Genomic DNA, 20,063 nt, shown 5'->3' with positions numbered 1-20,063 from the left:
AGCAACAACGTTTTCAGTTGTTGCTTCTTTATTTAGCTGGAATTTTTATCCCAGGTTTTATCGTTTATTTTTCAACTCGTGATTTGTTAGCGATGTCTGTAAGAATCAATTCTACAAATGCATCTACCGGCATAGTTTCAGTTTCTTTTTGACCATAACGGCGAACGTTTACAGCCTTCTCTTCCATTTCCTTGTCTCCAACGATTAATTGGTAAGGAATCTTTTGAGTTTGAGACGCACGAATCTTGAACTGCATTTTTTCATTGCGCTCATCCACGTCTGCACGGACACCACGGTCACGGAGCTTCTTAGCCACTTCCCAAGCGTAGTCCACATGTTTCTCGTTAGATACTGGGATGAGGGTTACTTGGTGTGGTGCCAGCCATGTTGGGAAGGCACCTTTGTAGTTCTCAATCAAGATCGCTGTGAAGCGTTCCATAGTTGAGATAACCCCACGGTGAATCATAACTGGACGGTGTTCTTCACCATCAGCTCCGATGTATTTAAGGTCGAAGCGTTCTGGGAGCAAGAAGTCAAGCTGGATAGTAGAGAGGGTTTCTTCTTTTCCAAGAGCTGTCTTAACCTGGATATCCAATTTTGGTCCGTAGAAGGCTGCTTCCCCTTCAGCTTCAAAGTAGTCAAGTCCCATGTCATCCATAGCTGATTTCAACATACGTTGAGCATTTTCCCACATTTCATCATTATCAAAATATTTGTGAGTATCTTTAGGGTCGCGGTATGATAAACGGAAACGATAGTCAGTCAAGTTGAAATCTTCGTAAACATCTATAATCAATTGAAGCGTACGTTGGAACTCATCTTTAATTTGTTCAGGTGTTACGAAAGTGTGACCGTCATTAAGTGACATTTCACGTACACGTTGAAGCCCTGTGAGAGCACCAGATTTTTCATAGCGGTGCATCATACCGATTTCAGCAATACGGATTGGCAATTCACGGTAAGAGTGAACGTGGTGTTTAAAGACTTCGATATGGTGAGGACAGTTCATTGGACGAAGAACGAATTCTTCCCCATCACCCATATCCATAGTTGGGAACATATCTTCACGGTAGTGATTCCAGTGACCAGAAGTCTTGTAAAGTTCTACTGAGGCAATTGGTGGAGTGTAGACGTGTTGGTAACCAGCAGCGATTTCCTTGTCGACGATGTAGCGCTCCAATTCACGACGGATAGTAGCCCCATTTGGCAACCAGAATGGAAGCCCTTGACCAACCTCTTGAGAAATCATGAAGAGGTCAAGCTCTTTACCAAGTTTACGATGGTCACGTTCTTTGGCTTCTTCACGCATTTGAAGGTAGTTTTTCAAGTCTTTCTTGTCGAACCAAGCTGTACCGTAAATACGTTGCATCATAGCATTGTCGCTATTTCCACGCCAGTAAGCACCAGCTACGTTAAGAAGGTGGAAGATTTGGATACGACCAGTTGAAGGGACGTGTGGGCCACGGCAGAGATCCACATATTCACCTTGACGGTAGATGGTCAAACCACCTTCGTCTTCTGAGTGTTCTTCAATCAATTCTAACTTGTATGGGTCGTTTTTGAAAATTTCACGCGCTTCATCTTTAGTCACTTCCTCACGAATAGATGGGAAGTTTTCTTTAACGATTTTTTGCATTTCTTCTTCGATACGAGGAAGGTCTTCGTTAGAGATTTGACCAGCTTGGTTGTCTGTATCGTAGTAGAAACCATCTTCGATAGCTGGACCGACACCCAAGTGAATGTCTGGGAAAAGGCGGCGAGCGGCTTGAGCAAACAAGTGAGCAGCTGAGTGACGCAAGATTGGAAGGGCATCTTCGTGATCAGGTGTCACGATTTCGATGCTTCCGTCTTCAGTAATAGCACGAGTAGTATCGATGAGTTTACCGTTAAATTTACCAGCAAGAGCTTTTTTAGCTAGGGAATTGCTGATAGATTGGGCAATTTCAAAAGTTGTAACGCCAGATTCGAATTCACGAACAGCGCCATCTGGGAAAGTAATTTTAATCATGGTTTTCTCCTTTTTTATATTTCATAGTTTCTAAGCATTGACTTTTTATTATGAGACTACTTCCTAGTCTTAATGTTCAACTGCTTTTCTTTATCAGAGAGGAAGTTTTCCATTTCCGTCAGGATGTCTATATCCAAACGTTGAGAAAGTTCTACTAGCCACCAGATATTTTCTGAAAGTTTATGCTCCAGTGTGTAGGGTGTTTCATCATAGTAGCGTCCTTGCTTGGTCATCACTAATCGTTGGAAATTTCCAATATCATTCGATAAAGCCAAGAGGTCTTCTTCCACTGTCCACTTGGAATCATGATGCTTAACTTCCAGATCGTGATAAGCTTGTCGGATTGCCCAACTGCGCTCCACTAATTCTTGCAACTCCATAGTTAGTCTCCTCATAAAAAATTGCGACATCCTAAAAAGGACGTCGCAACGTGGTTCCACCTTCATTTATGTTCCTCAAAAAAGAGGGACACCTCTGATTGGCTCTAACGTGGCCACCGTTTTATGTTTGCATAAAAGTCAGTAGAGTAGTATCAGTATAGTCTTCCTATGCGTTCACAGCAACCACGCACTCTCTGGTAGAAAGGGTCTAAGTGACTTGTCTCTATGCATTATTATAGCATGATTGTGAGATTTTTCAAGGTTTTTGTGAAAGTTTTTTGTTTTTCAGTTTTTGCATTAGATACCTGATAGCGACACCAATAACTGTACCTAGTAGAATAAGAATTTCATAGGCTAGGAAATAAACAATAATAAATTCTCTGAAAGGAATAATAGTAAAACAATAGAGCAAGCAGCTACCTAGAAGCCAATGCAGTGAAAAACCAAAACGGTAGCTATAAAGAAGTGAAACTATAAAAACTACAATGGGCGAAATGATGAATATATTTAGAAGATAGAGGCCTGTTAAATCAGGATTCGATGATAGTAGAATAAATAATCCATAAAGTGGGCAATAAAAGAAAAATACGACCAGATAGTAGGGGAGATATTTGAAGAATTTACGCATAATCAATCACCTCGTTATAAAACTATCAACTTAGATGTCCTTCCTATAACTATTATAGCATATTTAAGACCTGGATAGTAAATCAGTTGACAAAGATGATTCTTCTTGATAGAATAGGAAATGTCGTAAAGACAAATAACTTCTTCTTGGTTACAGGCATGCCAACCTGTCACTCGGATGAAGCCAAATAAAAAGGAGAAACATCATGGCAATCTCAAAAGAGAAAAAAATGAAATCATCGCACAATATGCACGTCACGAAGGTGATACAGGTTCAGTAGAGGTTCAAGTTGCTGTCCTTACTTGGGAAATCAACCACCTTAACGAACACATCAAACAACACAAAAAAGACCACGCTACTTACCGTGGATTGATGAAGAAAATCGGTCGCCGTCGTAACTTGCTTGCATACTTGCGTAAAAACGACGTTAACCGTTACCGTGAGTTAATCAACTCTCTTGGACTTCGTCGCTAATCTTGCATCTAAAACGTTTCTATACTTCGTTGGCTTTGCCTCGATGTACCATCAGTACAATCTTCGGCTTGCCGCCTAGTCTATAAACGTTTTATCCAGCAAGAATCAAGCTCTCTGACTTCAGAGGGCTTTTTGTTTTTGCCAAGTACTAAGGTCGTGTTCAATTGAGCACATCTTGAAAATAAGGCTACTCTATTTGAGTAGTTTTTTTATTTTCGTCATCTTATCTTGATATACTCAAGTATAATCTTTGGTTACGGTTCCTAGCACTGTAAGGTAAAATAAATCAGACATGTCTCCCTTCAGGGAGATTTTTTGTTTCACTAGGATTTTAGCCCGAGCTCAAATTAGCTCTCTGACTTCAGAGGGCTTTTTTCTATATTTTTCTAGTCTTGTTCCTGATTTGGAAATGTGGTATACTAATTATGAAAATTGTCTAAATTTTTAATCTTTGATAAAGGGAGGGTTTCATGCTTTCCAAATTTTCTGGAAGCCATCAAAACCTGCGATATTTTTTTCTGCTAGCTTTTTTGCTTGTAGCATTGGGAATTTCTATGTTTCTAGCTGTTTCTATGGGTTCAGTTCAAATTAGTTTGAGCGATACCTATCGGATTATATTAAGTAAGATGGGAGTTCCGTTTGATATAGGAGACCTTTCGAAGTCGACACTTGCAATTGTCTGGAATATGAGATTGCCACGGGTCTTTCTAGGTTTGATAGTTGGCGCGGGTCTTTCTATGTGTGGAAGCGTGATGCAGTCAACAGTCAATAACCCCATTGCTGAACCTTATGTGTTAGGAATTTCTGCTGGGGCAACCTTTGGTGCGACTTTGAGTATCATTCTTGGGTTTAAAGTCATGATTGGTCTCGGCTCTTTCCTTGGAGCGCTTGTGGCAACAGTTGCAGTCTTAGTCATTGCTTCCATGCAAGGAAGAATGACAACTTCTAGCCTCATTTTATCAGGTACTGTGGTCAATGCACTCTTTTTGGCTTTTTCAAACTTTATTATCTCAATCGGTGCCAATGCTGATAGTGTCATGACTATCAAGTTCTGGACCATGGGTTCTCTAGCAGGAAGCTCCTGGGCTCACTTAACCCTGCCAACAGTAGTTGTGGGAGTAGCCTTTTTGTTTTTCTCGACCCAATATCGTGTTTTTAATGCCATGATGATGGGTGATGAGGCAGCCTTGACCTTGGGAATTCCCCTACGTTTTTACTGGTATCTCTATGTGGCTATTGTAGCTGTGATGACGGCAGTATTAGTATCGACCTGTGGGATTATTGGTTTTGTCGGCCTGATTACACCTCATTTGGCAAGAAGCTTGGTTGGTACAAACTACAGAAGACTTTTTCCAATTGCTACCTTACTGGGTGCCCTTTTTGTCGTCTGGGCAGATGTCTTTGCTCGAGTTTTGATTCAAAATGCTGAACTACCGATTGGAATTTTCACAGCCCTAGTAGGTGCCCCCTTCTTTATCTACATGGTTGCAAGTAGACGAAGGGAGGTGAAGGTCTGATATGGACTTAATGTGTCAGGATATTCACTTTGGAATCGGAGAAAAAAAGATTCTCAAAGGAGTCTCACTCAAACTGGAGGGCAACCAATTTCATACGATTTTGGGACCCAATGGAAGTGGGAAGACTAGTTTGTTGAAACTCCTCTATCGACAAGAAAAGCCTGATCAAGGTTTGATTTTCCTTGATGGGAAACCCTTGGAACAAATGAGCGTTAAGGAAACGGCAAAACAGATGGCAGTCATCACCCAGTTCAATCAACTCCAATTTGATTGTACGGTTGAAGAAATCGTTATGCTGGGCAGAACACCCCATCTCTCTTTCTTACAAAAGGAAAAGAAAAAGACTTTGCCTTGGTTGAGGATGCTCTAGCCAAGGTAGATATGTTCGAAAAGAGAAATCGCCTTTACTCTTCTCTATCAGGAGGAGAGAGACAGCGAGTTTTGTTAGCACGCGCCTTAGCTCAAGAACCTTCACTCTTGCTCTTAGACGAACCGACCAATCATCTAGATATCAAATACCAGCTGGACTTGTTGACCATTGTTAAAAATCTCCAGATCAATGTGTTAGCCGTCTTGCATGATATTCAGCTAGCTTGTCGCTATTCAGACTATCTCTATCTGATGAAAGAGGGGGAGATAGTTTACCAAGGTACACCAAAAGAGACCATCACTCCTGAGTCTTTGCAGGCTGTCTATGGTGTCCAAAGTAAGGTTACTTGGACAGAAGATCAGCAAGCTATGATTCACTATTTATAAAATTTAAAGGAAATTAACATGAAAAAATCACTCAGTATTTTGCTCGTAACAGTAGCTACCTTAACTTTGGCGGCTTGTAGCAACACATCTAAAGAAACAGCAACTGCACCAGCTACAACAGAAGCTAGTCAAAAATCTGCTACAGAAACAAGCTATCCTGTAACTATAAAAACATACGATGCCAAAGGAAACGAAGTCGAGCAAGTCTTTGAAAAGGCCCCTGAGAAGGTCATCACCAACAACCTTTCAACAACTGAAATTCTACTTGAACTTGGTTTGAAAGATAAAATTGCCGGCATGCTCAATCCTGATAATGCTGTAACTGGTAAATACAAGGATGCCATTGAAGCCATCCCTCATATTGGGGATAAGAAATCAGTCTCACAAGAAACGGTTCTTTCTTATGAACCTGATGCCTTGATGGGGCGCAACATGATGTTCTCTGAAAAGTCAATGGGAACGATTAGTGCTTGGAATGAAAATAAAATCCCTGTTTATACGCAAAAAGCTTCACTTTCAAATGTTCAACAGGATTTGGGAAATATCGTAGAAGACGTGAAAAATCTTGGTACTATTTTCAATGTTCAAGACAAGGCCAACCAATACGCAGAGCAATTGCAAGCTAAAATCGATGCGGTTAAAAAAGCCAACCCAGAAACACAGGGTGAAAAGAAAAAAGCTTTAATTATGGTTGCCTACAATGACGAAACCTTTGGTGCCTACAAGTCAGCCCTTCAAGAAAGCTTGCTTAACCAACTTGGTTATACCAATGTTGCAACAGGAACATCTGGCTTGACCTTGGAAAATCTAGTATCAATGGATCCAGAGTTGATTATCTATGTAACTAGCGATCGTAATCAAAAGTTGGATGAAAAAGCAGTAGATTTGATGAAGGCAAACACTGTTTTGGAAAATGTACCAGCAATCAAGAATCAAAAAATCATGACCATCTCTTACGATGAATTGATGGACTACGGTCCTGCAGTGATTGATTCCCTTGAAAAAATCAATGACTTCATCAAGAAATAAGGAGTTTAACTGGGAAGGGATTCAGGTTAGGGTCAGTCTTCCTTCAAACTATGACTCTAAACAAGCCTACCCAATGATTCTTTTAAATGATGGACAATTGGACTATTTGTCAGACCTGTCCCAATCTGTGATTTTGGTGGGTTTGATTCCTGAAAGCCGTCTGAATGACTTTACACCTTGGAAAGCTAGTGCTTTAAAAGAAGGGGCTCTGGATTTTGGTGGGAAGGTAGAAGCCTATCATGAGAAGCTCTTTCAAGGAATTCTAACAACTCTAAAAAAAGACTACTTGATTGATGAAAATAGGATTGCATATGGTGGTTATTCACTTGGTGGTCTAGCTGCTATCTATAGTCTCTATAGTAGTTATCTTCCTGTGACCTGTATCTTTTCTGTCTGTGGTTCTTTCTGGTATCCAGACTTTACAGAATTTTGTAGGGAACATGACCTGATACAGAGTCAAAGTCTTATTTATCTGCAAAATGGTCAGATAGAGGGTGCCAATCATTCCAATCGCCTGTCTAAGGCTCCGATGTTTGCAAGGGAACTACATAACCTGATTTCAGAAGCAGTTCCTACAACATATTCTACATTTGATGCTTATGGGCATCATGAAGCTCTTAAGGAACGCTATCATCAGTTTTGTGATTGGCTAAGAGAAGAGTGGAAGCTCAAATAATTCTATAACACTCCTTGTTCGTTTTAACTTGGAGTGTTTCTCTTGTATGCTTGGTTGTTAAAATGTTCATGGTATTATTCTTGACGGAAATCCATCCCCTGTAATAGACTAAATTATGGTATAATGAGTAGATAGATAGAATCGAGGAAATTATGTCATTTACACAGTTTAAATTTAAGAAATATATAGAAAAAGCTTTGGAGGAGTTGAAGTTTACGACTCCTACCGAGGTGCAGGAAAAGTTGATTCCTATTGTCCTAGCAGGTCGTGACTTGGTTGGTGAATCAAAAACAGGTTCAGGTAAGACTCATACTTTCTTGTTACCGATTTTCCAACAGTTGGATGAAGAGAGCGATAGTGTGCAAGCAGTTATCACAGCACCAAGTCGTGAATTAGCGACTCAGATTTATCAAGCGGCTCGTCAGATCGCATCACATTCAGATGTTGAGATTCGTGTTGCCAACTATGTTGGTGGTACAGATAAGGCTCGCCAGATTGACAAATTAGCAAGTAATCAACCACATATCGTTATCGGAACTCCAGGTCGTATCTATGATTTGGTCAAGTCTGGTGACCTAGCCATTCACAAAGCTAAGACCTTTGTAGTCGATGAAGCCGACATGACCTTGGATATGGGATTCTTGGAAACAGTCGATAAGATTGCAGGAAGCCTTCCAAAAGACTTGCAGTTTATGGTCTTTTCAGCAACCATCCCACAAAAACTGCAACCATTCTTGAAAAAATACTTGTCAAATCCTGTCATGGAGAAAATCAAGACCAAAACCGTTATCTCTGATACCATTGATAACTGGTTGATTTCGACTAAGGGTCGTGACAAGAATGCCCAGATTTATGAATTGACTCAAGTCATGCAGCCATACTTAGCAATGATTTTTGTCAATACCAAAACGCGTGCGGATGAATTACATGCATACCTAACAGCTCAAGGCTTGAAGGTAGCTAAGATTCATGGAGATATTGCTCCTCGTGAACGCAAACGTATCATGAATAAGGTGAAAAATCTTGATTTTGAGTACATCGTTGCGACTGACCTAGCTGCGCGTGGGATTGACATTGAGGGGGTCAGTCACGTCATTAACGATGCCATTCCACAGGACTTGTCCTTCTTTGTTCACCGTGTCGGACGAACTGGACGTAATGGTCTGCCAGGTACAGCTATTACCCTTTACCAGCCTAGTGATGACACTGATATTCGTGAGTTAGAGAAATTAGGAATTAAGTTTGTACCTAAGGTGGTTAAAGACGGAGAATTCCAAGATACTTATGACCGTGACCGCCGTGTCAATCGTGAGAAAAAACAAGAAAAACTGGATATCGAAATGATTGGCTTGGTTAAAAAGAAAAAGAAAAAAGTCAAACCAGGCTATAAGAAGAAAATTCAATGGGCTGTCGATGAAAAACGCCGTAAAACCAAGCGTGCTGAAAGTCGTGCCCGTGGACGTGCAGAACGTAAAGCTAAACGCCAAACATTTTAAACATCAGACAGTAAAACCACTTGGTTTTACTGTTTTTTTATAGTTCTACATCGGGATTGACAGAATTCATCAGTATATGATATTGGGAAAATGATCATTTAATCAGAACATTCTTTTAATTTTCTGAAATTTATAATATACTTAAATTAAAAGTAGATTATTGGAGAAGGTAAATGAAAATAAAAATGAAAGACTTTATTGCTGGAATTGGTGAAATAAATGTTATTGTTTATTTGATATATGTGTGTACTGGTCTCGCTCCTCTTTTTCATATATTGATTATTGGTTCAGAAATGACTACTGGAAAAATAGTTTTAACTATCTTAGGCGTACTTTATGCTATCTTTTTAACGATTGCTAAAATTTATCGAAAGTTTTTCTGGTAAGAATCATCATGAAATATTAAAATGCCATCACAAATTTGAATTGCACCCCAAAAGTTAGACAGAAAAAATCTAACTTTTGGGGTGTTTTATTATGAAATTGAATTATGAAGATAAAGTTCAGATTTATGAACTAAGAAAGCAAGGACAAAGCTTCAAACAGCTTTCGAAAAGATTTGGTGTGGATGTTTCTGGTCTAAAGTACATGATGAAATTAATTGACCGTTATGGCATAGATATCGTCAAGAAAGGGATGAATCGTTATTATTCTTCAGAACTAAAACAACAAACGAATTAAAGTCAAACTAAAAGGACTTAGTCCTGTGCAGTACAGAACTAAATCCTTGCAATAATTATTTGTCCAACTTTTTGAGGGCAGTACAGCTTTCCTTTTTGGTATAAAATATGTGCTTCCTATGATTAGGCAATTTTCTGAATCGAAAAATGACTAAATAGAAAGAGAGATTTCAAAGCCTTGCATCCATTCGGATTTTACTGTGATTTCGATTTTTAAAGCATCTGCTAATTGTTTGACAAGATAGAGACCCATGCCTGTTGATTTTTTCCTTGTCTCTCCTGAATCACCTGTAAATCCTTTTTCAAAGATATGAGGGAGGTCGCAAGCTTTAACTCCACACCCATTATCCCTAATAATCAGGGTTTTGCGCCCCTTGTCACTTGACATAGAAATCTTGAGTTCTGGTTTGTCAGAGCTATATTTAAGGGCGTTGGCTAGTATTTGAGACAGGATAAATCCAAAACTGCGTTGATCAGTGTAGCAGATTCCTTGTATGTTCTCTAACTTAATCGTAAAATTCTTTTCTTTGAGCAAGGGATCAAAGTTCTCCAAAAGATCTTGGATACACTCTTCTAGGTCAAGGTCTTCAAATAGAAAATCATTTTTCTCACTTTTCACCCTGTAGTAGAATAGGATCTGTGATACATTTCCTTGGATTTGATTTTTCACATAGTCCAATTTAAAAGCAGTATCCTCAGGTAGTTGGTCACTTTGATTATCTAAAAGGAGGGAAAGAAGCGATAAAGGAAGTTTAATCTCATGCGCCCATTTTTCAACATAGTCCTCGTACTCGGCTAGTAATGAGTTGAGTTTTCCTATTTGAGCCTGCTTTTGATAAAGGGTATCTGCTATTTTTTCAATGCTTTCTTTCTCTGAGGCACTTGATAAATTCAATAATTCAAGCTCAGTATCGATCTTAGGGTTGGCTATGAAGGATTTATAAGCAGCGGATTTTTTTCTTTCTTTTCTTATAAGTAAGAATGATAGGATGAAAAAAAGCAGGACGGTGGCTAAAATATAGAGAAGGATGAGAGCTTGAAACATTCTCACATCTGAAAGCCAAAGCAGGACAGCTGTGAATAGATCAAATGCTAAGAGAACAAGTAACCAAGGCAGATAACTAGCTAGATATTTTAGGTTATGTTTCATCTGGACTTACCTCTTCTAGCTTGTAACCAATACCTCTGATGGACTTGACTTTAAGCGCAATGCCAGCCTGTTTCATCACCTTTTTCAGCCTTGCAATGTTTACTTGTAGGGCATTTTCATCGATGAACTCAGTTGTATTCCACAGTTTCATACTTAGTTCTTCTTTTGTGACGACAGAATCAGTTGCCACTAATAAGGTTTCTAACAATTTCCCTTGATTTTGAGGGAGTAAAATCGAGTGTCCATTGATATAAAGGGTATAGGTCTGTCTATCCAGCAGGAAATTATCTTTTTCAAGTAAATTTTGTCTACCTTCATAGCGTTTCAAGATGTTTTCTATACGAGCCAAGAATCTTTCTTTCTTGAAAGGTTTTGTTAAGTACTCGTCAGCCCCTAATTTTAGGGCGTAAATCTCATCTTTTAGTTGTTCACGGGAGGTGAGAACCAATATGGGCACAGAGCGTTTGGACTTGAGATTTTTACAAATTTGAAAACCTGTTTCTCCTGGTAAATTCAAATCCAGTATGATTAAATCCGTATCGTATTGCAGCACTTGCTGGCTTGTATCTTTGAAGTCAGTCAACTTATCAACTTGATAACCCGCTTTCTCTAACAAGATGACAATTTCATCTCGAATCAAGGCTTCATCTTCAATAACCAGAATATGCTTCATATCGGTTCCTCCTTTTCCTATTTTATTCTACCTTATTCATCTCTTTTGGGTTCCATTAATGACAATAAGTACTTGTTGCTATTTTTCTTTACAATTCTGATATAGATGACTTCAAATCCAGCTAAGAGCAGTACTATCAGCATGGCTGTGATGAATTTCTGCCCCATAACCATTCTTGCGCTAGCAGGCATTATTCCTGTGAGGAGGGAGCTCACTCCGAAGCTACTACTGATAAGTGCAAGGGCTATTGGTAGACCGAAATACCAGTTGATTTGCTTTTCCGAAGATTTACAAAGAGTTTCGTAGTTTGCTCCGAGATGGATTAAGGTCTGGTATCGTCTGTAGGATTGTCTTTGTCCCATCAAAAACTGAACGCCGATAATTGTATTTGCGACAACAAGGAAGATGATAGCCAGATAGATGGTGATATAGCTGGCAGAGATAATGTAAAATAATTGTCTTCCCATATTTTGTATATAGCTTTCATAGCCAAGAGAGGTTTGATTTAGCTTTTCATTGGTATCTGAGATAGCTCTCATCAAGCCTTTTTCCTTGACTAGCTCAGGAGCTAGGATGCCGCTGACATAGTTCGAGTAGTGACCGTCTGTATAGTTCATAAAGACTTCATCTGGGACTATGAGGGCAACAGAGAGGGTGATTTCACGATCCGTTACAATCGGTAAAGACTCCACCTCTCCAATCAATTTTACATCATTTTCCATGACTTTGATTTGAGGATTTGTCTTCAGAACAGAGTTGACGAGACTCTCATCCGGCAGGAAATCTTTCCCCATATACAAGTAGGCTTCCTTGCTAGTTAATTCTAGAGGAGGGAGATTGGCAGCCTTTCTAAGTTCATTGTATTCGGAAACTGGTATGAGGTGGGAAGTAGTAGACTGTTTAAATCTTTGGAGCAAAATTTCCATGTTATTGTTGCCTTTTTGCTTTTTCAACTCCTTGATGATCTCTTCGAAGGACACGGACTCGTGTTCTTTCGGTTTGCCGACTTTGATTTGTAGAATCTTTGAAAACTGTGATGCCAGTCCAGCTGCTTCAAGCTCTTTTTTTACTGTATTTACATCAAGATTTTCATCTGTATCCTGCTTGCTATCTCTAAATGTATAATCCAAAACGTGGGTTTGATTGCCTGAATTGCCACTTGCAATGGCAACACCTGCTCCAAAGAGGCACAAGGCAGAGAAGATTAAGAGGGAGCAGATGGCCAGTATAGTTGAGCGCTGGATAACTAATTCCTGAATCTGTCTAAAATTATAGGCATGAAGTTTTCGATTGTTTCCAAGCTTGACCAAAAAGTCTATAAATAAACGCATACCAAAGAAGAGTAGGATGGTTCCGAGAGTCCCCAAGAAAACAGTGATGCCCATGGTTATGACACTCTCCCAAGCTCGTCCACTCATACCCATGTAATAGGCTGTTCCAAGAAGTAAAATCCCTAGGACAGAAGCAAGAAGGTACACCCCCTTGGGGAGTAGTTTCTTCATCCCAGAAGGAGAATAGGCAAGCAGGTTTCCGATTTCCTTATTGGCTATTTTTGCACTTAAAAGGACAAAAACAGCTAATTTTACGGCTAGGAAGCCGATGACTGTATACAGTAGAGCTGTAGTAGATAGAGAAAATTGATGTTCAATAATCCCTAGCCCAACAATTTTAGCGGTTATTAGGCTAATCAGTTCTGAAATCAAGATAGAAATTGGAAGGCCTATTCCAAGAGCAAGGACACTGTTTCTCAAATCCTCGAGTAGGAGCAGCAAGAACAGTTTGCTTCTTCGCATGCCTAATGTGAGATACACACCAAATTCATGTTTTCTCCTTTCCATATACATACTGCTTGCGAAGTAGATTAGAAAAAAGAGAATAAAGAGCGTTGCTACGTAAAGAATAGGAATCATGCTAAAGAGTTTATTTACAGCGTCACTTTCTATTTGTTTTAGAAAGATCATCACATCTTGATGGGACAAAGAAAGGATGATGTAAAAGGAGATAATAGAAAGAACCATGGAACTGAAATACAAGCCATTATTCTTTCGATCCCTCTTGCTATTTCTTGAGACTAATTTAGAAAACATTGCCATCACCTCCAGCCAGTGCAGACATGACCTTTAGTATTCTGTGGTAAAAATCTTCTTGACTTTCTCTTGGATAATCGCGTCGAATTTCATGGAATAGTTTTCCGTCTTGGATAAACAAGATGCGGTTGCAAAAGCTGGCAGCGACTGAATCGTGGGTCACCATGAGAATGGTGGTTTCTTCCACTTGATTCATTTCGGATAATTTTTGCATCAAAATGGTCGCATTTTTTGAATCCAAAGCTCCTGTGGGCTCATCTGCAAATACAATCTTAGGGTCTAAAATCAAGGCACGCGCAGCAGCTACCCTTTGCCGTTGACCACCTGATAATTGAGATGGGAACTTATCCAGAAGTTCAGAAATATCTAGATATTGGGAAAGCAATTCTAACCGAACCTTGCTTTCGTTGGCATCGACCTTGTGCAAAGACAAGGGGAGTAAAATATTTTCTTTGGCTGTCAGATTGTCCAAAAGCTCAAAATTTTGAAAGAGGTAACCAATTTCCTTGCCACGATAATCAGCTAACTGACTACCTTTTAACTGACCTAAATCTTTTTCTTGCATTTGAATGGAGCCGTCAGTTGGTTTGATGATAGTAGCGAGACAGTTAAGAAGGGTTGTTTTCCCAGAACCACTGCTCCCCATAATCCCTAAGAACTCACCTTTGACAACCTGAAAAGATATACCGTTCAAGGCTTTGGTGATATTCGGTTCTTTTCCATAATGCTTTTTTAATGATTCTACTCGTAAAATTGTTTCCATGTGAAACACCTCCATCTTTTGTTACTTTCATTATAATATGAATCAGAGTAGAATAACACTTACGGATGATGTAAGAAATCTTTAACATTAGGTTATTGGAGCTATACTTACTATATTATAGCATGGTTTCAAGGAATTTAAAAAGGATGGTGATAAATATCGTGCTCCAAGTGGCTATGACCTCACTCTCGAAGTAAAAACAGTTGAAACAAAGAAAGGTGACTTTGGAGGAGATAAAAAAGAAGACTACGATGTTAAGGAATACCGAATTGTTGATCACAATCATCAAGAGAAAACCTTTAACTATCATGGTCTCTTAACGAGTCAGACAGATGAAAAAGGCAATAAAACAAGCTTTGATTATAATGAAAATTACCAGCTGGTCAAGATTACATCTCCTACAGGCTTGGTTTATAGTATCACCTATAATACAGATGGCTATATTGGTGCGATTCAAATCCCTAATGGCTCAACTTTGACCTATGACAAGTCTCACCGTCTCACCGAACTCCGTCATATGGACAAGCAGGACAAACTCATCTCTAGCTACGGCTATGAGTATGATGATGGTGGCTATATCGCTAAGGAAACTATTAAGCAGGATGGCGAATCCCTAGTCCATACCTACACCTACGATACTCTGGGTCAAGTGGAAAATATGACCGTATCGGATGGAGCTGGTAAGGAACTCTCTAAACTCTCCTATACCTACGACCTAGCCGGCAATAAACTGACTAGCACCGAGACAGTTGATGGTAAGGAGAACCAGACACGCTTTACCTACGATGATCATAACCGCTTGACCAAACTAGAAGGGCCAGATGGTACCATCACCTATACCTACGACAAGAATGGCAATCGCATCGCTTCTGAGAAGAATTCAGAGAAGCTAGACTATATCTATGATACAGAGAACCGCTTGCTTGCAATCAAGGACAAGAAAGGCCTTCTCATGGCTGCACTTTACGACGGGGATGATAATCGTGTCTTCACTGCTAGTCGCAAGGAAGGCAAGAACACCTATCAACTCTTCCAACGCAAGCCAAAGGAAAGCAAGTCAGGTCGTAAGTCACCATATACAGCCCCAAGTGGGGAAGAAAACTCTCTCTTCTGGTATGGCTTTAGCCAGAATGTCCTCCAAGCCCTATCCACCCTACCACAGACGATAGGAAGCATCTGGCACAGCATCTTTGACGATGTGTCTAGAGCCTATCACCAGAAAGTGGCTAAGGATCGAGCGACCAAGGAGGGAATTGTCGTCAACCCACCAGAACTTGGTAACTTACCGGGTCAGGGAGAAGTAACCTATGCCAGTCAGGTTCAGGATGTCCTGATTCCTTATACCACACGAGAGGATACCTACAACTACTACGAGGAACGTAACTATGTCAACGATGTTAATCGTGAACATACAGAAGTCCTCGAAACCTATGACCATGATGGCAAGGCTCGTGAGACCTATAGCTATGGCAAGGGTCGAGCTAGCTACCTCAACAACCAAACAGGCGACAGCTACAACTACTTGACTAATCAGTCAGGTTCTGTGACAGGCTTGACCAAGGATGGACAAGCCGTCGCATCAAGCAGCTATAACCTCTATGGGGCAAGAAAGACAAGCACAGACACGACAGGAAATCCATTCGCCTATAATGGCGAAGCTCGTGACGATACTGGACTTGACTATTTACGAGCAAGATATTATGATAGTCAGGGAGGTGCTTTCTTAACTGAGGATAGCTATCCAGGTGAGGACACAGATCCTCTCAGCCAGAACCGCTACAGCTATGTGCAGAACAACCCCGTCAACTATACAGACCCGAGTGGGCATTTCTGGAACAATATCAAAAAAGGCTGGAACTATGTTAAAAAGAAGGCCTCTAATGCTTGGAATGGTGTAAAACGAGTCGCTTCTAATACCTGGAATACGGTGAAACGAGTGGCCTCAAACACCTGGAATGGTGTGAAGAGTTTCGCCTCCAAAGCTTGGAATGTGACCAAGAGTGCCTTTAACCACGCGACTAACTGGGTCAGCACCCAATATAACCGTGCGGTTAATTGGGGTAGTCGACAGTGGAATAAGGTTCAAACAGCCTACAATAGTGCCGGTGACTATGTACAAACGAAATACCAGCAAGCGGCAGCACAGATAGAGGCTAAGCGCCAACAAGTGGTTCGGTCTGCCTATGCGCTGGCAACAGGTCGGAGTTCTTCCCCTACCATCCGAGAAGGTATGAATCTCCTTCGAAACTGGGGAACAGCCTTGCAGAACACCTTAAAACATGTCTGTACAACAGCTGAACGAGTCAAGAGTCAAGTCGTTGATTTCGTGAAAAATGTCGACTGGAAGAAGGTTGCCGTAACTGCGGCAGCTATCGGTGTCGGTATTGCTCTTACCGTAGCGACTGGAGGTCTTGGAGCCCCCGTAGCGATGGCTATCGGTGGTGCAGCCTCTGGAGCAATCATCTCAGGATATGATGCCTATAGTTCTGGCCAACGTGGTTGGGAATTGGTTGGTTCGATCGCTAAAGGAGCAGGAACAGGTGCTATCTCAGGTCTTATTGGCGGTCAATTGGTGGGAGCAGGAGCTAGTCTAGCAACAAATGTGACTCAAAATATTGGCAATCAAGCAGTTCGACAAGTTGCCAAGATTGGAGTAGAATCAGCGGTTGAGACTGCGATTGACACAGGTATTGATTTGGCCACAGGAAATAAGATTACTGGTCAAACAGTCGCCATGAACTTTGCCTTTAACACCTTTACCAACGGAGCAGGTAGTGTATCTCCTAAGAAGGCCCCTAAGGCTGATGTGGTGACGACGAAGCCGAAATCAGGGGATGTCTACCAATGACAGTAGAGAATCTCCAAATGTTTGCGAAGAAGCCTAAGGTCAACTTAGTAACATCTAAAGATAATCATTTTAATAATTGGCTAAATAAAGGTTCGTCTAATAATAGTGTTTATTATGGCATTGATGCTAATACTGGAGATGCGGTCTATACTGGGATAACTAAACAAGGCTTAAATTCACGACGATCTCAACATAATCGTCAAGGTAAGAATTTTGAAGAACTCAGTGAACAATATAGTGATTTGACAAGAAATCAAGCCAGAGCAGTTGAGCAATATCTCATTGAAAACGGCCATGCGAATCAATTGAATAAAATTAATAGTATTAGCCCTAAAAATAAAATGTATAATGATGCCATGAAGTGGGCAGAAAAATATCTTAATGGAGGAAATTAATAATGAATACAAATCTAATAGCTTTAAGAAGAAAAGAACGTTATGAAAGTTTAAATTTAGAAATTCAGAAGGAGTTAGATAACTTTTATGACACAAAGGCAGCTACTCATCAACTAAAAGTGATTAAAAAAAGTAGGTCAATTCCAAAAGTGGGAGATGTATTTCTTGTGTCTCCTAGGGAGGGAATCTACTTTTATGGTAAAGTGCTGGTTTCTAATATAGTTAGAAAAGTTCGGGATTCTTTTGTGGAAGGGAAACATGTTGTATTTATCTTTAAAGGAAATACTCATGAAAAAAATATTGATAAATACAAGCCAGATTATTCTAACTTGTTAATTCCACCTGCTATTGTAGGTGATGAATATTGGAAAAAAGGATATTTCCATACTATCGCTAATATTCCCTTAACAGAGGAAGAGAAAAAGCTGGATTTTGGATTCTATAGTATTCATTTTAAAGGTAACTTTTTCTGTAAAGAGACTGGAGAATTATTGGATAAAGAGCCTAAATTATTAGGGATACATGGAATAACAACCATCAGTGGAATCGGAATGGCAATTGAAAGAGAATTAATTATTAATCCTTCCTTATTAGAAGAAACTGAGTAGCTTGAACTTTGTGATAATCATTAAAAACTCTCGAAGAAATCTTTCATCGAGAGTTTTATACTATCACCATTAGCTATAATCATGGTGGCAAGACTCAGTACACCTATAATGAACTGGGCTATCCGACCCAAGTCACCGATGCCAATGGCAATGTCACTAAGATGACCTATAACTCAACGGCTCAACATAGGGATCCAAATGGTCAAGAGACAGCCTTTAAGTACGACCCATTAGGACGAATCATCGAAACAGTAGCTCCGACAGGAAGCAAGCAAAGCTTCAGCGATGATGCTTTGGGCAATCGTTTGAGCGAAAAAAGTAGCGAAGGTCATACAACGACCTACAACTATGTCAATGACCTTTATGGTCGTGTGACCAAACGCACCTTACCAAATGAGGTAGCATACACCTACGCCTATGATGCCTTGGGACGTCTCACCAAGCAAACAGGTCCACAGGGACTATCGAAAACCTATAGCTATGATGTGTCTGGAAACTTGGTGAAAGAGACAGACCAATCCGATCGAAGCAATCGCTATAGCTATGACAAGGTTGGTCGTCTCTTAACGGCTAAGAACACCCTTGACCAACCAGTCAGGCTCTGTGATAGGCCTGACCAAAGATGGGCAAGCCGTCGCATCAACTAGCTATAACCTCTATGGGGCAAGAAAGACAAGTACAGATACAACAGGTCAGCCCTTTGCCTATAACGGTGAAGCCCGCGACGATACTGGACTTAATTATTCAGGATAGGGCTACCTCCATGAAGGTAGCCCTATTTTTTTGACTGTGAATGAATCGAAGCGATGGGATTACACAGAGTTAGAATTTCTTTTTGCTTTGACTGAGATACATGAGTATAGATTTGTGTGACTGAGATAGAACTATGTCCAAGAATTTGTTGAATGTATCGAATATCTACGTCGTTATCTAGAAGCATTGTTGCGAAACTATGTCTAAACATATGGGGGGTAATAGGTGTAGTTAAGTTATGTTGTTCAACAAGATTATTTAGAATTAAACGTACACTTTGCTCTGATAATGGTTTGAGAGAATATTTTCCAGGGAATAGGTAGTCACTGGTTTGAAAGCAGTAGTTATTTATATATGTTTCTAATAAGCTAAATGTTATTTGATCTCCTAAAAATAGGATACGTTCTTTCTTACCTTTTCCCATAATATGGAGAGTCCTATTTGAAAGATTAATATTTTTGAGATGAATATGACAAAGTTCGGAAACCCTAATACCAGTTGAAAGTAATAAGGAAATGATTAGCAAATTTCTTTCAGCTTTTTGTTTTTGATATTTAGATTTTGAATAGGTAACTTTCTCTTCTAAATGTGAAAAAATACTTTTCAAAATGTCATAGGGAATTGTTTTAGGTAATATTTTTTCCGTTCTAAATTGAAAACGTAATTGATTAAAAGGATTCTCATCAACTAAATTCTGATATTTCAAGTAGTTGTAAAACACCTTCAAACTAGCGATTTTGCGACGTAATGTATTAGATTTAAGATTGGATTTTATCAAATGTTCAACATAGGTTTCCACACGGGTGTAATTTGAATTGTAAAATTGCAAAATATCATTTTTGTAAGCTCTAATCGTATGTGAACTTAAGCGTCTATGAGTTTCGCAGTGGTCTAAGAAAGTAGAAATAAGTGTATAATCCATGAAAATCTCCTTCATCAATAATCATGCTATTATAAACTTATTTGGGAGCTTTGTATAGTGATAATAAATAGTTATCGGTAGGAGAATACTATGGAAATAAAAATAATTGATAAAATTTTATCTCAAAAATGTTTTTGGACAATTATTTTTACTTGTTGGATTTTTATTGGAATTATAGTATCAATTTTTTGATTCATCATTAAATACAATTATATATATG

At 39.6% G+C, this 20,063-nt stretch carries 17 protein-coding genes and 4 pseudogenes; 13 read left to right on the top strand and 8 right to left on the bottom strand.

Features of this window, described 5'->3' with window-relative positions:
- Window positions 1–64: 64 nt before the first annotated feature.
- The 3 genes from thrS to SPAR10_RS11225 form a co-directional block, all read right to left on the bottom strand.
- Window positions 65–2,008: a threonine--tRNA ligase gene (gene thrS / locus SPAR10_RS04525; protein WP_004251230.1), complete on the bottom strand. Its 1,944-nt coding sequence runs from the start codon at window positions 2,006–2,008 to the stop codon at window positions 65–67.
- Between the two features lie 56 nt (window positions 2,009–2,064).
- Window positions 2,065–2,388, bottom strand: a complete 324-nt coding sequence (locus SPAR10_RS04520; RefSeq protein WP_004251229.1) for a MazG-like protein — start codon at window positions 2,386–2,388, stop codon at window positions 2,065–2,067.
- 256 nt (window positions 2,389–2,644) lie between these two features.
- On the bottom strand, window positions 2,645–3,016 hold the full coding sequence (locus SPAR10_RS11225; protein WP_025170537.1) for a hypothetical protein: 372 nt from the start codon (window positions 3,014–3,016) through the stop codon (window positions 2,645–2,647).
- A gap of 205 nt (window positions 3,017–3,221) precedes the next feature.
- Between SPAR10_RS11225 and rpsO the strand changes: the two are divergent.
- The 9 genes and pseudogenes from rpsO to SPAR10_RS11360 all read left to right on the top strand — a co-directional run.
- Window positions 3,222–3,490: pseudogene (gene rpsO / locus SPAR10_RS04515) on the top strand (30S ribosomal protein S15).
- 470 nt (window positions 3,491–3,960) lie between these two features.
- Complete coding sequence (locus SPAR10_RS04510) at window positions 3,961–5,007, top strand: FecCD family ABC transporter permease (protein ID WP_004251223.1); 1,047 nt, start codon at window positions 3,961–3,963, stop codon at window positions 5,005–5,007.
- A 1-nt stretch (window position 5,008) separates the two neighbouring features.
- A pseudogene (locus tag SPAR10_RS11025) lies at window positions 5,009–5,763 on the top strand (ABC transporter ATP-binding protein).
- An 18-nt stretch (window positions 5,764–5,781) separates the two neighbouring features.
- A complete protein-coding gene (locus tag SPAR10_RS04495) occupies window positions 5,782–6,792 on the top strand; it encodes an ABC transporter substrate-binding protein (protein ID WP_004251216.1) in 1,011 nt (336 codons plus the stop codon).
- Complete coding sequence (locus SPAR10_RS04490) at window positions 6,773–7,468, top strand: alpha/beta hydrolase-fold protein (RefSeq protein ID WP_004251213.1); 696 nt, start codon at window positions 6,773–6,775, stop codon at window positions 7,466–7,468. The genes SPAR10_RS04495 and SPAR10_RS04490 overlap by 20 nt, the downstream gene beginning before the upstream one ends.
- A 152-nt stretch (window positions 7,469–7,620) precedes the next feature.
- A complete protein-coding gene (locus tag SPAR10_RS04485; protein WP_004251209.1) occupies window positions 7,621–8,964 on the top strand; it encodes a DEAD/DEAH box helicase in 1,344 nt (447 codons plus the stop codon).
- A 185-nt stretch (window positions 8,965–9,149) separates the two neighbouring features.
- Window positions 9,150–9,350, top strand: a complete 201-nt coding sequence (locus SPAR10_RS04480) for a hypothetical protein (protein ID WP_025170535.1) — start codon at window positions 9,150–9,152, stop codon at window positions 9,348–9,350.
- 91 nt (window positions 9,351–9,441) lie between these two features.
- Window positions 9,442–9,636: pseudogene (locus SPAR10_RS04475) on the top strand (helix-turn-helix domain-containing protein); the annotation flags it as partial.
- Window positions 9,629–9,700, top strand: a pseudogene (locus tag SPAR10_RS11360) (IS3 family transposase); the annotation flags it as partial. The pseudogenes SPAR10_RS04475 and SPAR10_RS11360, both read left to right, overlap by 8 nt.
- A 95-nt stretch (window positions 9,701–9,795) precedes the next feature.
- On the opposite strand, the gene SPAR10_RS04470 reads toward SPAR10_RS11360, so the two are convergent.
- The 4 genes from SPAR10_RS04470 to SPAR10_RS04455 are packed head-to-tail and all read right to left on the bottom strand — an operon-like array spanning window position 9,796 to window position 14,317.
- Complete coding sequence (locus SPAR10_RS04470) at window positions 9,796–10,794, bottom strand: sensor histidine kinase (protein WP_004251202.1); 999 nt, start codon at window positions 10,792–10,794, stop codon at window positions 9,796–9,798.
- Window positions 10,784–11,467 (bottom strand): response regulator transcription factor, encoded by a 684-nt coding sequence (locus SPAR10_RS04465; protein WP_004251199.1) that lies wholly within the window; start codon window positions 11,465–11,467, stop codon window positions 10,784–10,786. The genes SPAR10_RS04470 and SPAR10_RS04465 overlap by 11 nt, the downstream gene beginning before the upstream one ends.
- A gap of 32 nt (window positions 11,468–11,499) precedes the next feature.
- Window positions 11,500–13,554 (bottom strand): FtsX-like permease family protein, encoded by a 2,055-nt coding sequence (locus SPAR10_RS04460; protein WP_004251195.1) that lies wholly within the window; start codon window positions 13,552–13,554, stop codon window positions 11,500–11,502.
- A complete protein-coding gene (locus SPAR10_RS04455) occupies window positions 13,544–14,317 on the bottom strand; it encodes an ABC transporter ATP-binding protein (protein ID WP_004251193.1) in 774 nt (257 codons plus the stop codon). Before SPAR10_RS04455 ends, SPAR10_RS04460 begins: the two co-directional genes overlap by 11 nt.
- Before the next feature lie 406 nt (window positions 14,318–14,723).
- Here SPAR10_RS04455 and SPAR10_RS04450 point away from each other — a divergent pair, with 406 nt between their 5' ends.
- From SPAR10_RS04450 to SPAR10_RS04435, 4 genes are all read left to right on the top strand, one after another.
- Complete coding sequence (locus tag SPAR10_RS04450; RefSeq protein WP_004251190.1) at window positions 14,724–17,165, top strand: RHS repeat-associated core domain-containing protein; 2,442 nt, start codon at window positions 14,724–14,726, stop codon at window positions 17,163–17,165.
- Window positions 17,162–17,560 carry a hypothetical protein gene (locus tag SPAR10_RS04445; RefSeq protein ID WP_004251187.1) on the top strand — a complete coding sequence of 133 codons (399 nt, stop codon included), beginning with the start codon at window positions 17,162–17,164 and terminating at the stop codon, window positions 17,558–17,560. Before SPAR10_RS04450 ends, SPAR10_RS04445 begins: the two co-directional genes overlap by 4 nt.
- A 2-nt stretch (window positions 17,561–17,562) precedes the next feature.
- Window positions 17,563–18,168 carry an immunity 26/phosphotriesterase HocA family protein gene (locus tag SPAR10_RS04440; RefSeq protein ID WP_004251184.1) on the top strand — a complete coding sequence of 202 codons (606 nt, stop codon included), beginning with the start codon at window positions 17,563–17,565 and terminating at the stop codon, window positions 18,166–18,168.
- Window positions 18,169–18,329: 161 nt separating this feature from the next.
- Entirely contained in the window at window positions 18,330–18,815 is a 486-nt protein-coding gene (locus SPAR10_RS04435) for an RHS repeat protein (RefSeq protein WP_004251181.1), read from the top strand.
- Between the two features lie 128 nt (window positions 18,816–18,943).
- Here the strand turns inward: SPAR10_RS04435 and SPAR10_RS04430 are convergent, their stop codons facing one another.
- Window positions 18,944–19,843, bottom strand: a complete 900-nt coding sequence (locus SPAR10_RS04430) for a tyrosine-type recombinase/integrase (protein ID WP_004251176.1) — start codon at window positions 19,841–19,843, stop codon at window positions 18,944–18,946.
- Window positions 19,844–20,063: the final 220 nt, after the last annotated feature.

It is taken from the genome of Streptococcus infantis SPAR10, from assembly GCF_000279535.1.
Lineage (GTDB): Bacteria > Bacillota > Bacilli > Lactobacillales > Streptococcaceae > Streptococcus > Streptococcus infantis_I.
The sequence above is the reverse complement of the archived record's forward strand: the minus strand, read 5'-3'. Positions and strand labels throughout refer to the sequence as shown.

What these genes read in the sequence shown, in the direction of transcription:
- SPAR10_RS04440 (WP_004251184.1), top strand. Translation starts at nt 17,563, where the DNA reads ATGAATACAAATCTAATAGCTTTAAGAAGAAAAGAACGTTATGAAAGT.
- SPAR10_RS04510 (WP_004251223.1), top strand. Translation starts at nt 3,961, where the DNA reads ATGCTTTCCAAATTTTCTGGAAGCCATCAAAACCTGCGATATTTTTTT.
- SPAR10_RS04520 (WP_004251229.1), bottom strand. Translation starts at nt 2,388, where the DNA reads ATGGAGTTGCAAGAATTAGTGGAGCGCAGTTGGGCAATCCGACAAGCT.
- SPAR10_RS11225 (WP_025170537.1), bottom strand. Translation starts at nt 3,016, where the DNA reads ATGCGTAAATTCTTCAAATATCTCCCCTACTATCTGGTCGTATTTTTC.
- SPAR10_RS04470 (WP_004251202.1), bottom strand. Translation starts at nt 10,794, where the DNA reads ATGAAACATAACCTAAAATATCTAGCTAGTTATCTGCCTTGGTTACTT.
- SPAR10_RS04445 (WP_004251187.1), top strand. Translation starts at nt 17,162, where the DNA reads ATGACAGTAGAGAATCTCCAAATGTTTGCGAAGAAGCCTAAGGTCAAC.
- SPAR10_RS04465 (WP_004251199.1), bottom strand. Translation starts at nt 11,467, where the DNA reads ATGAAGCATATTCTGGTTATTGAAGATGAAGCCTTGATTCGAGATGAA.
- SPAR10_RS04490 (WP_004251213.1), top strand. Translation starts at nt 6,773, where the DNA reads ATGACTTCATCAAGAAATAAGGAGTTTAACTGGGAAGGGATTCAGGTT.
- SPAR10_RS04435 (WP_004251181.1), top strand. Translation starts at nt 18,330, where the DNA reads ATGACCTATAACTCAACGGCTCAACATAGGGATCCAAATGGTCAAGAG.
- SPAR10_RS04485 (WP_004251209.1), top strand. Translation starts at nt 7,621, where the DNA reads ATGTCATTTACACAGTTTAAATTTAAGAAATATATAGAAAAAGCTTTG.
- SPAR10_RS04455 (WP_004251193.1), bottom strand. Translation starts at nt 14,317, where the DNA reads ATGGAAACAATTTTACGAGTAGAATCATTAAAAAAGCATTATGGAAAA.
- SPAR10_RS04460 (WP_004251195.1), bottom strand. Translation starts at nt 13,554, where the DNA reads ATGTTTTCTAAATTAGTCTCAAGAAATAGCAAGAGGGATCGAAAGAAT.
- SPAR10_RS04430 (WP_004251176.1), bottom strand. Translation starts at nt 19,843, where the DNA reads ATGGATTATACACTTATTTCTACTTTCTTAGACCACTGCGAAACTCAT.
- SPAR10_RS04480 (WP_025170535.1), top strand. Translation starts at nt 9,150, where the DNA reads ATGAAAGACTTTATTGCTGGAATTGGTGAAATAAATGTTATTGTTTAT.
- SPAR10_RS04495 (WP_004251216.1), top strand. Translation starts at nt 5,782, where the DNA reads ATGAAAAAATCACTCAGTATTTTGCTCGTAACAGTAGCTACCTTAACT.
- thrS (WP_004251230.1), bottom strand. Translation starts at nt 2,008, where the DNA reads ATGATTAAAATTACTTTCCCAGATGGCGCTGTTCGTGAATTCGAATCT.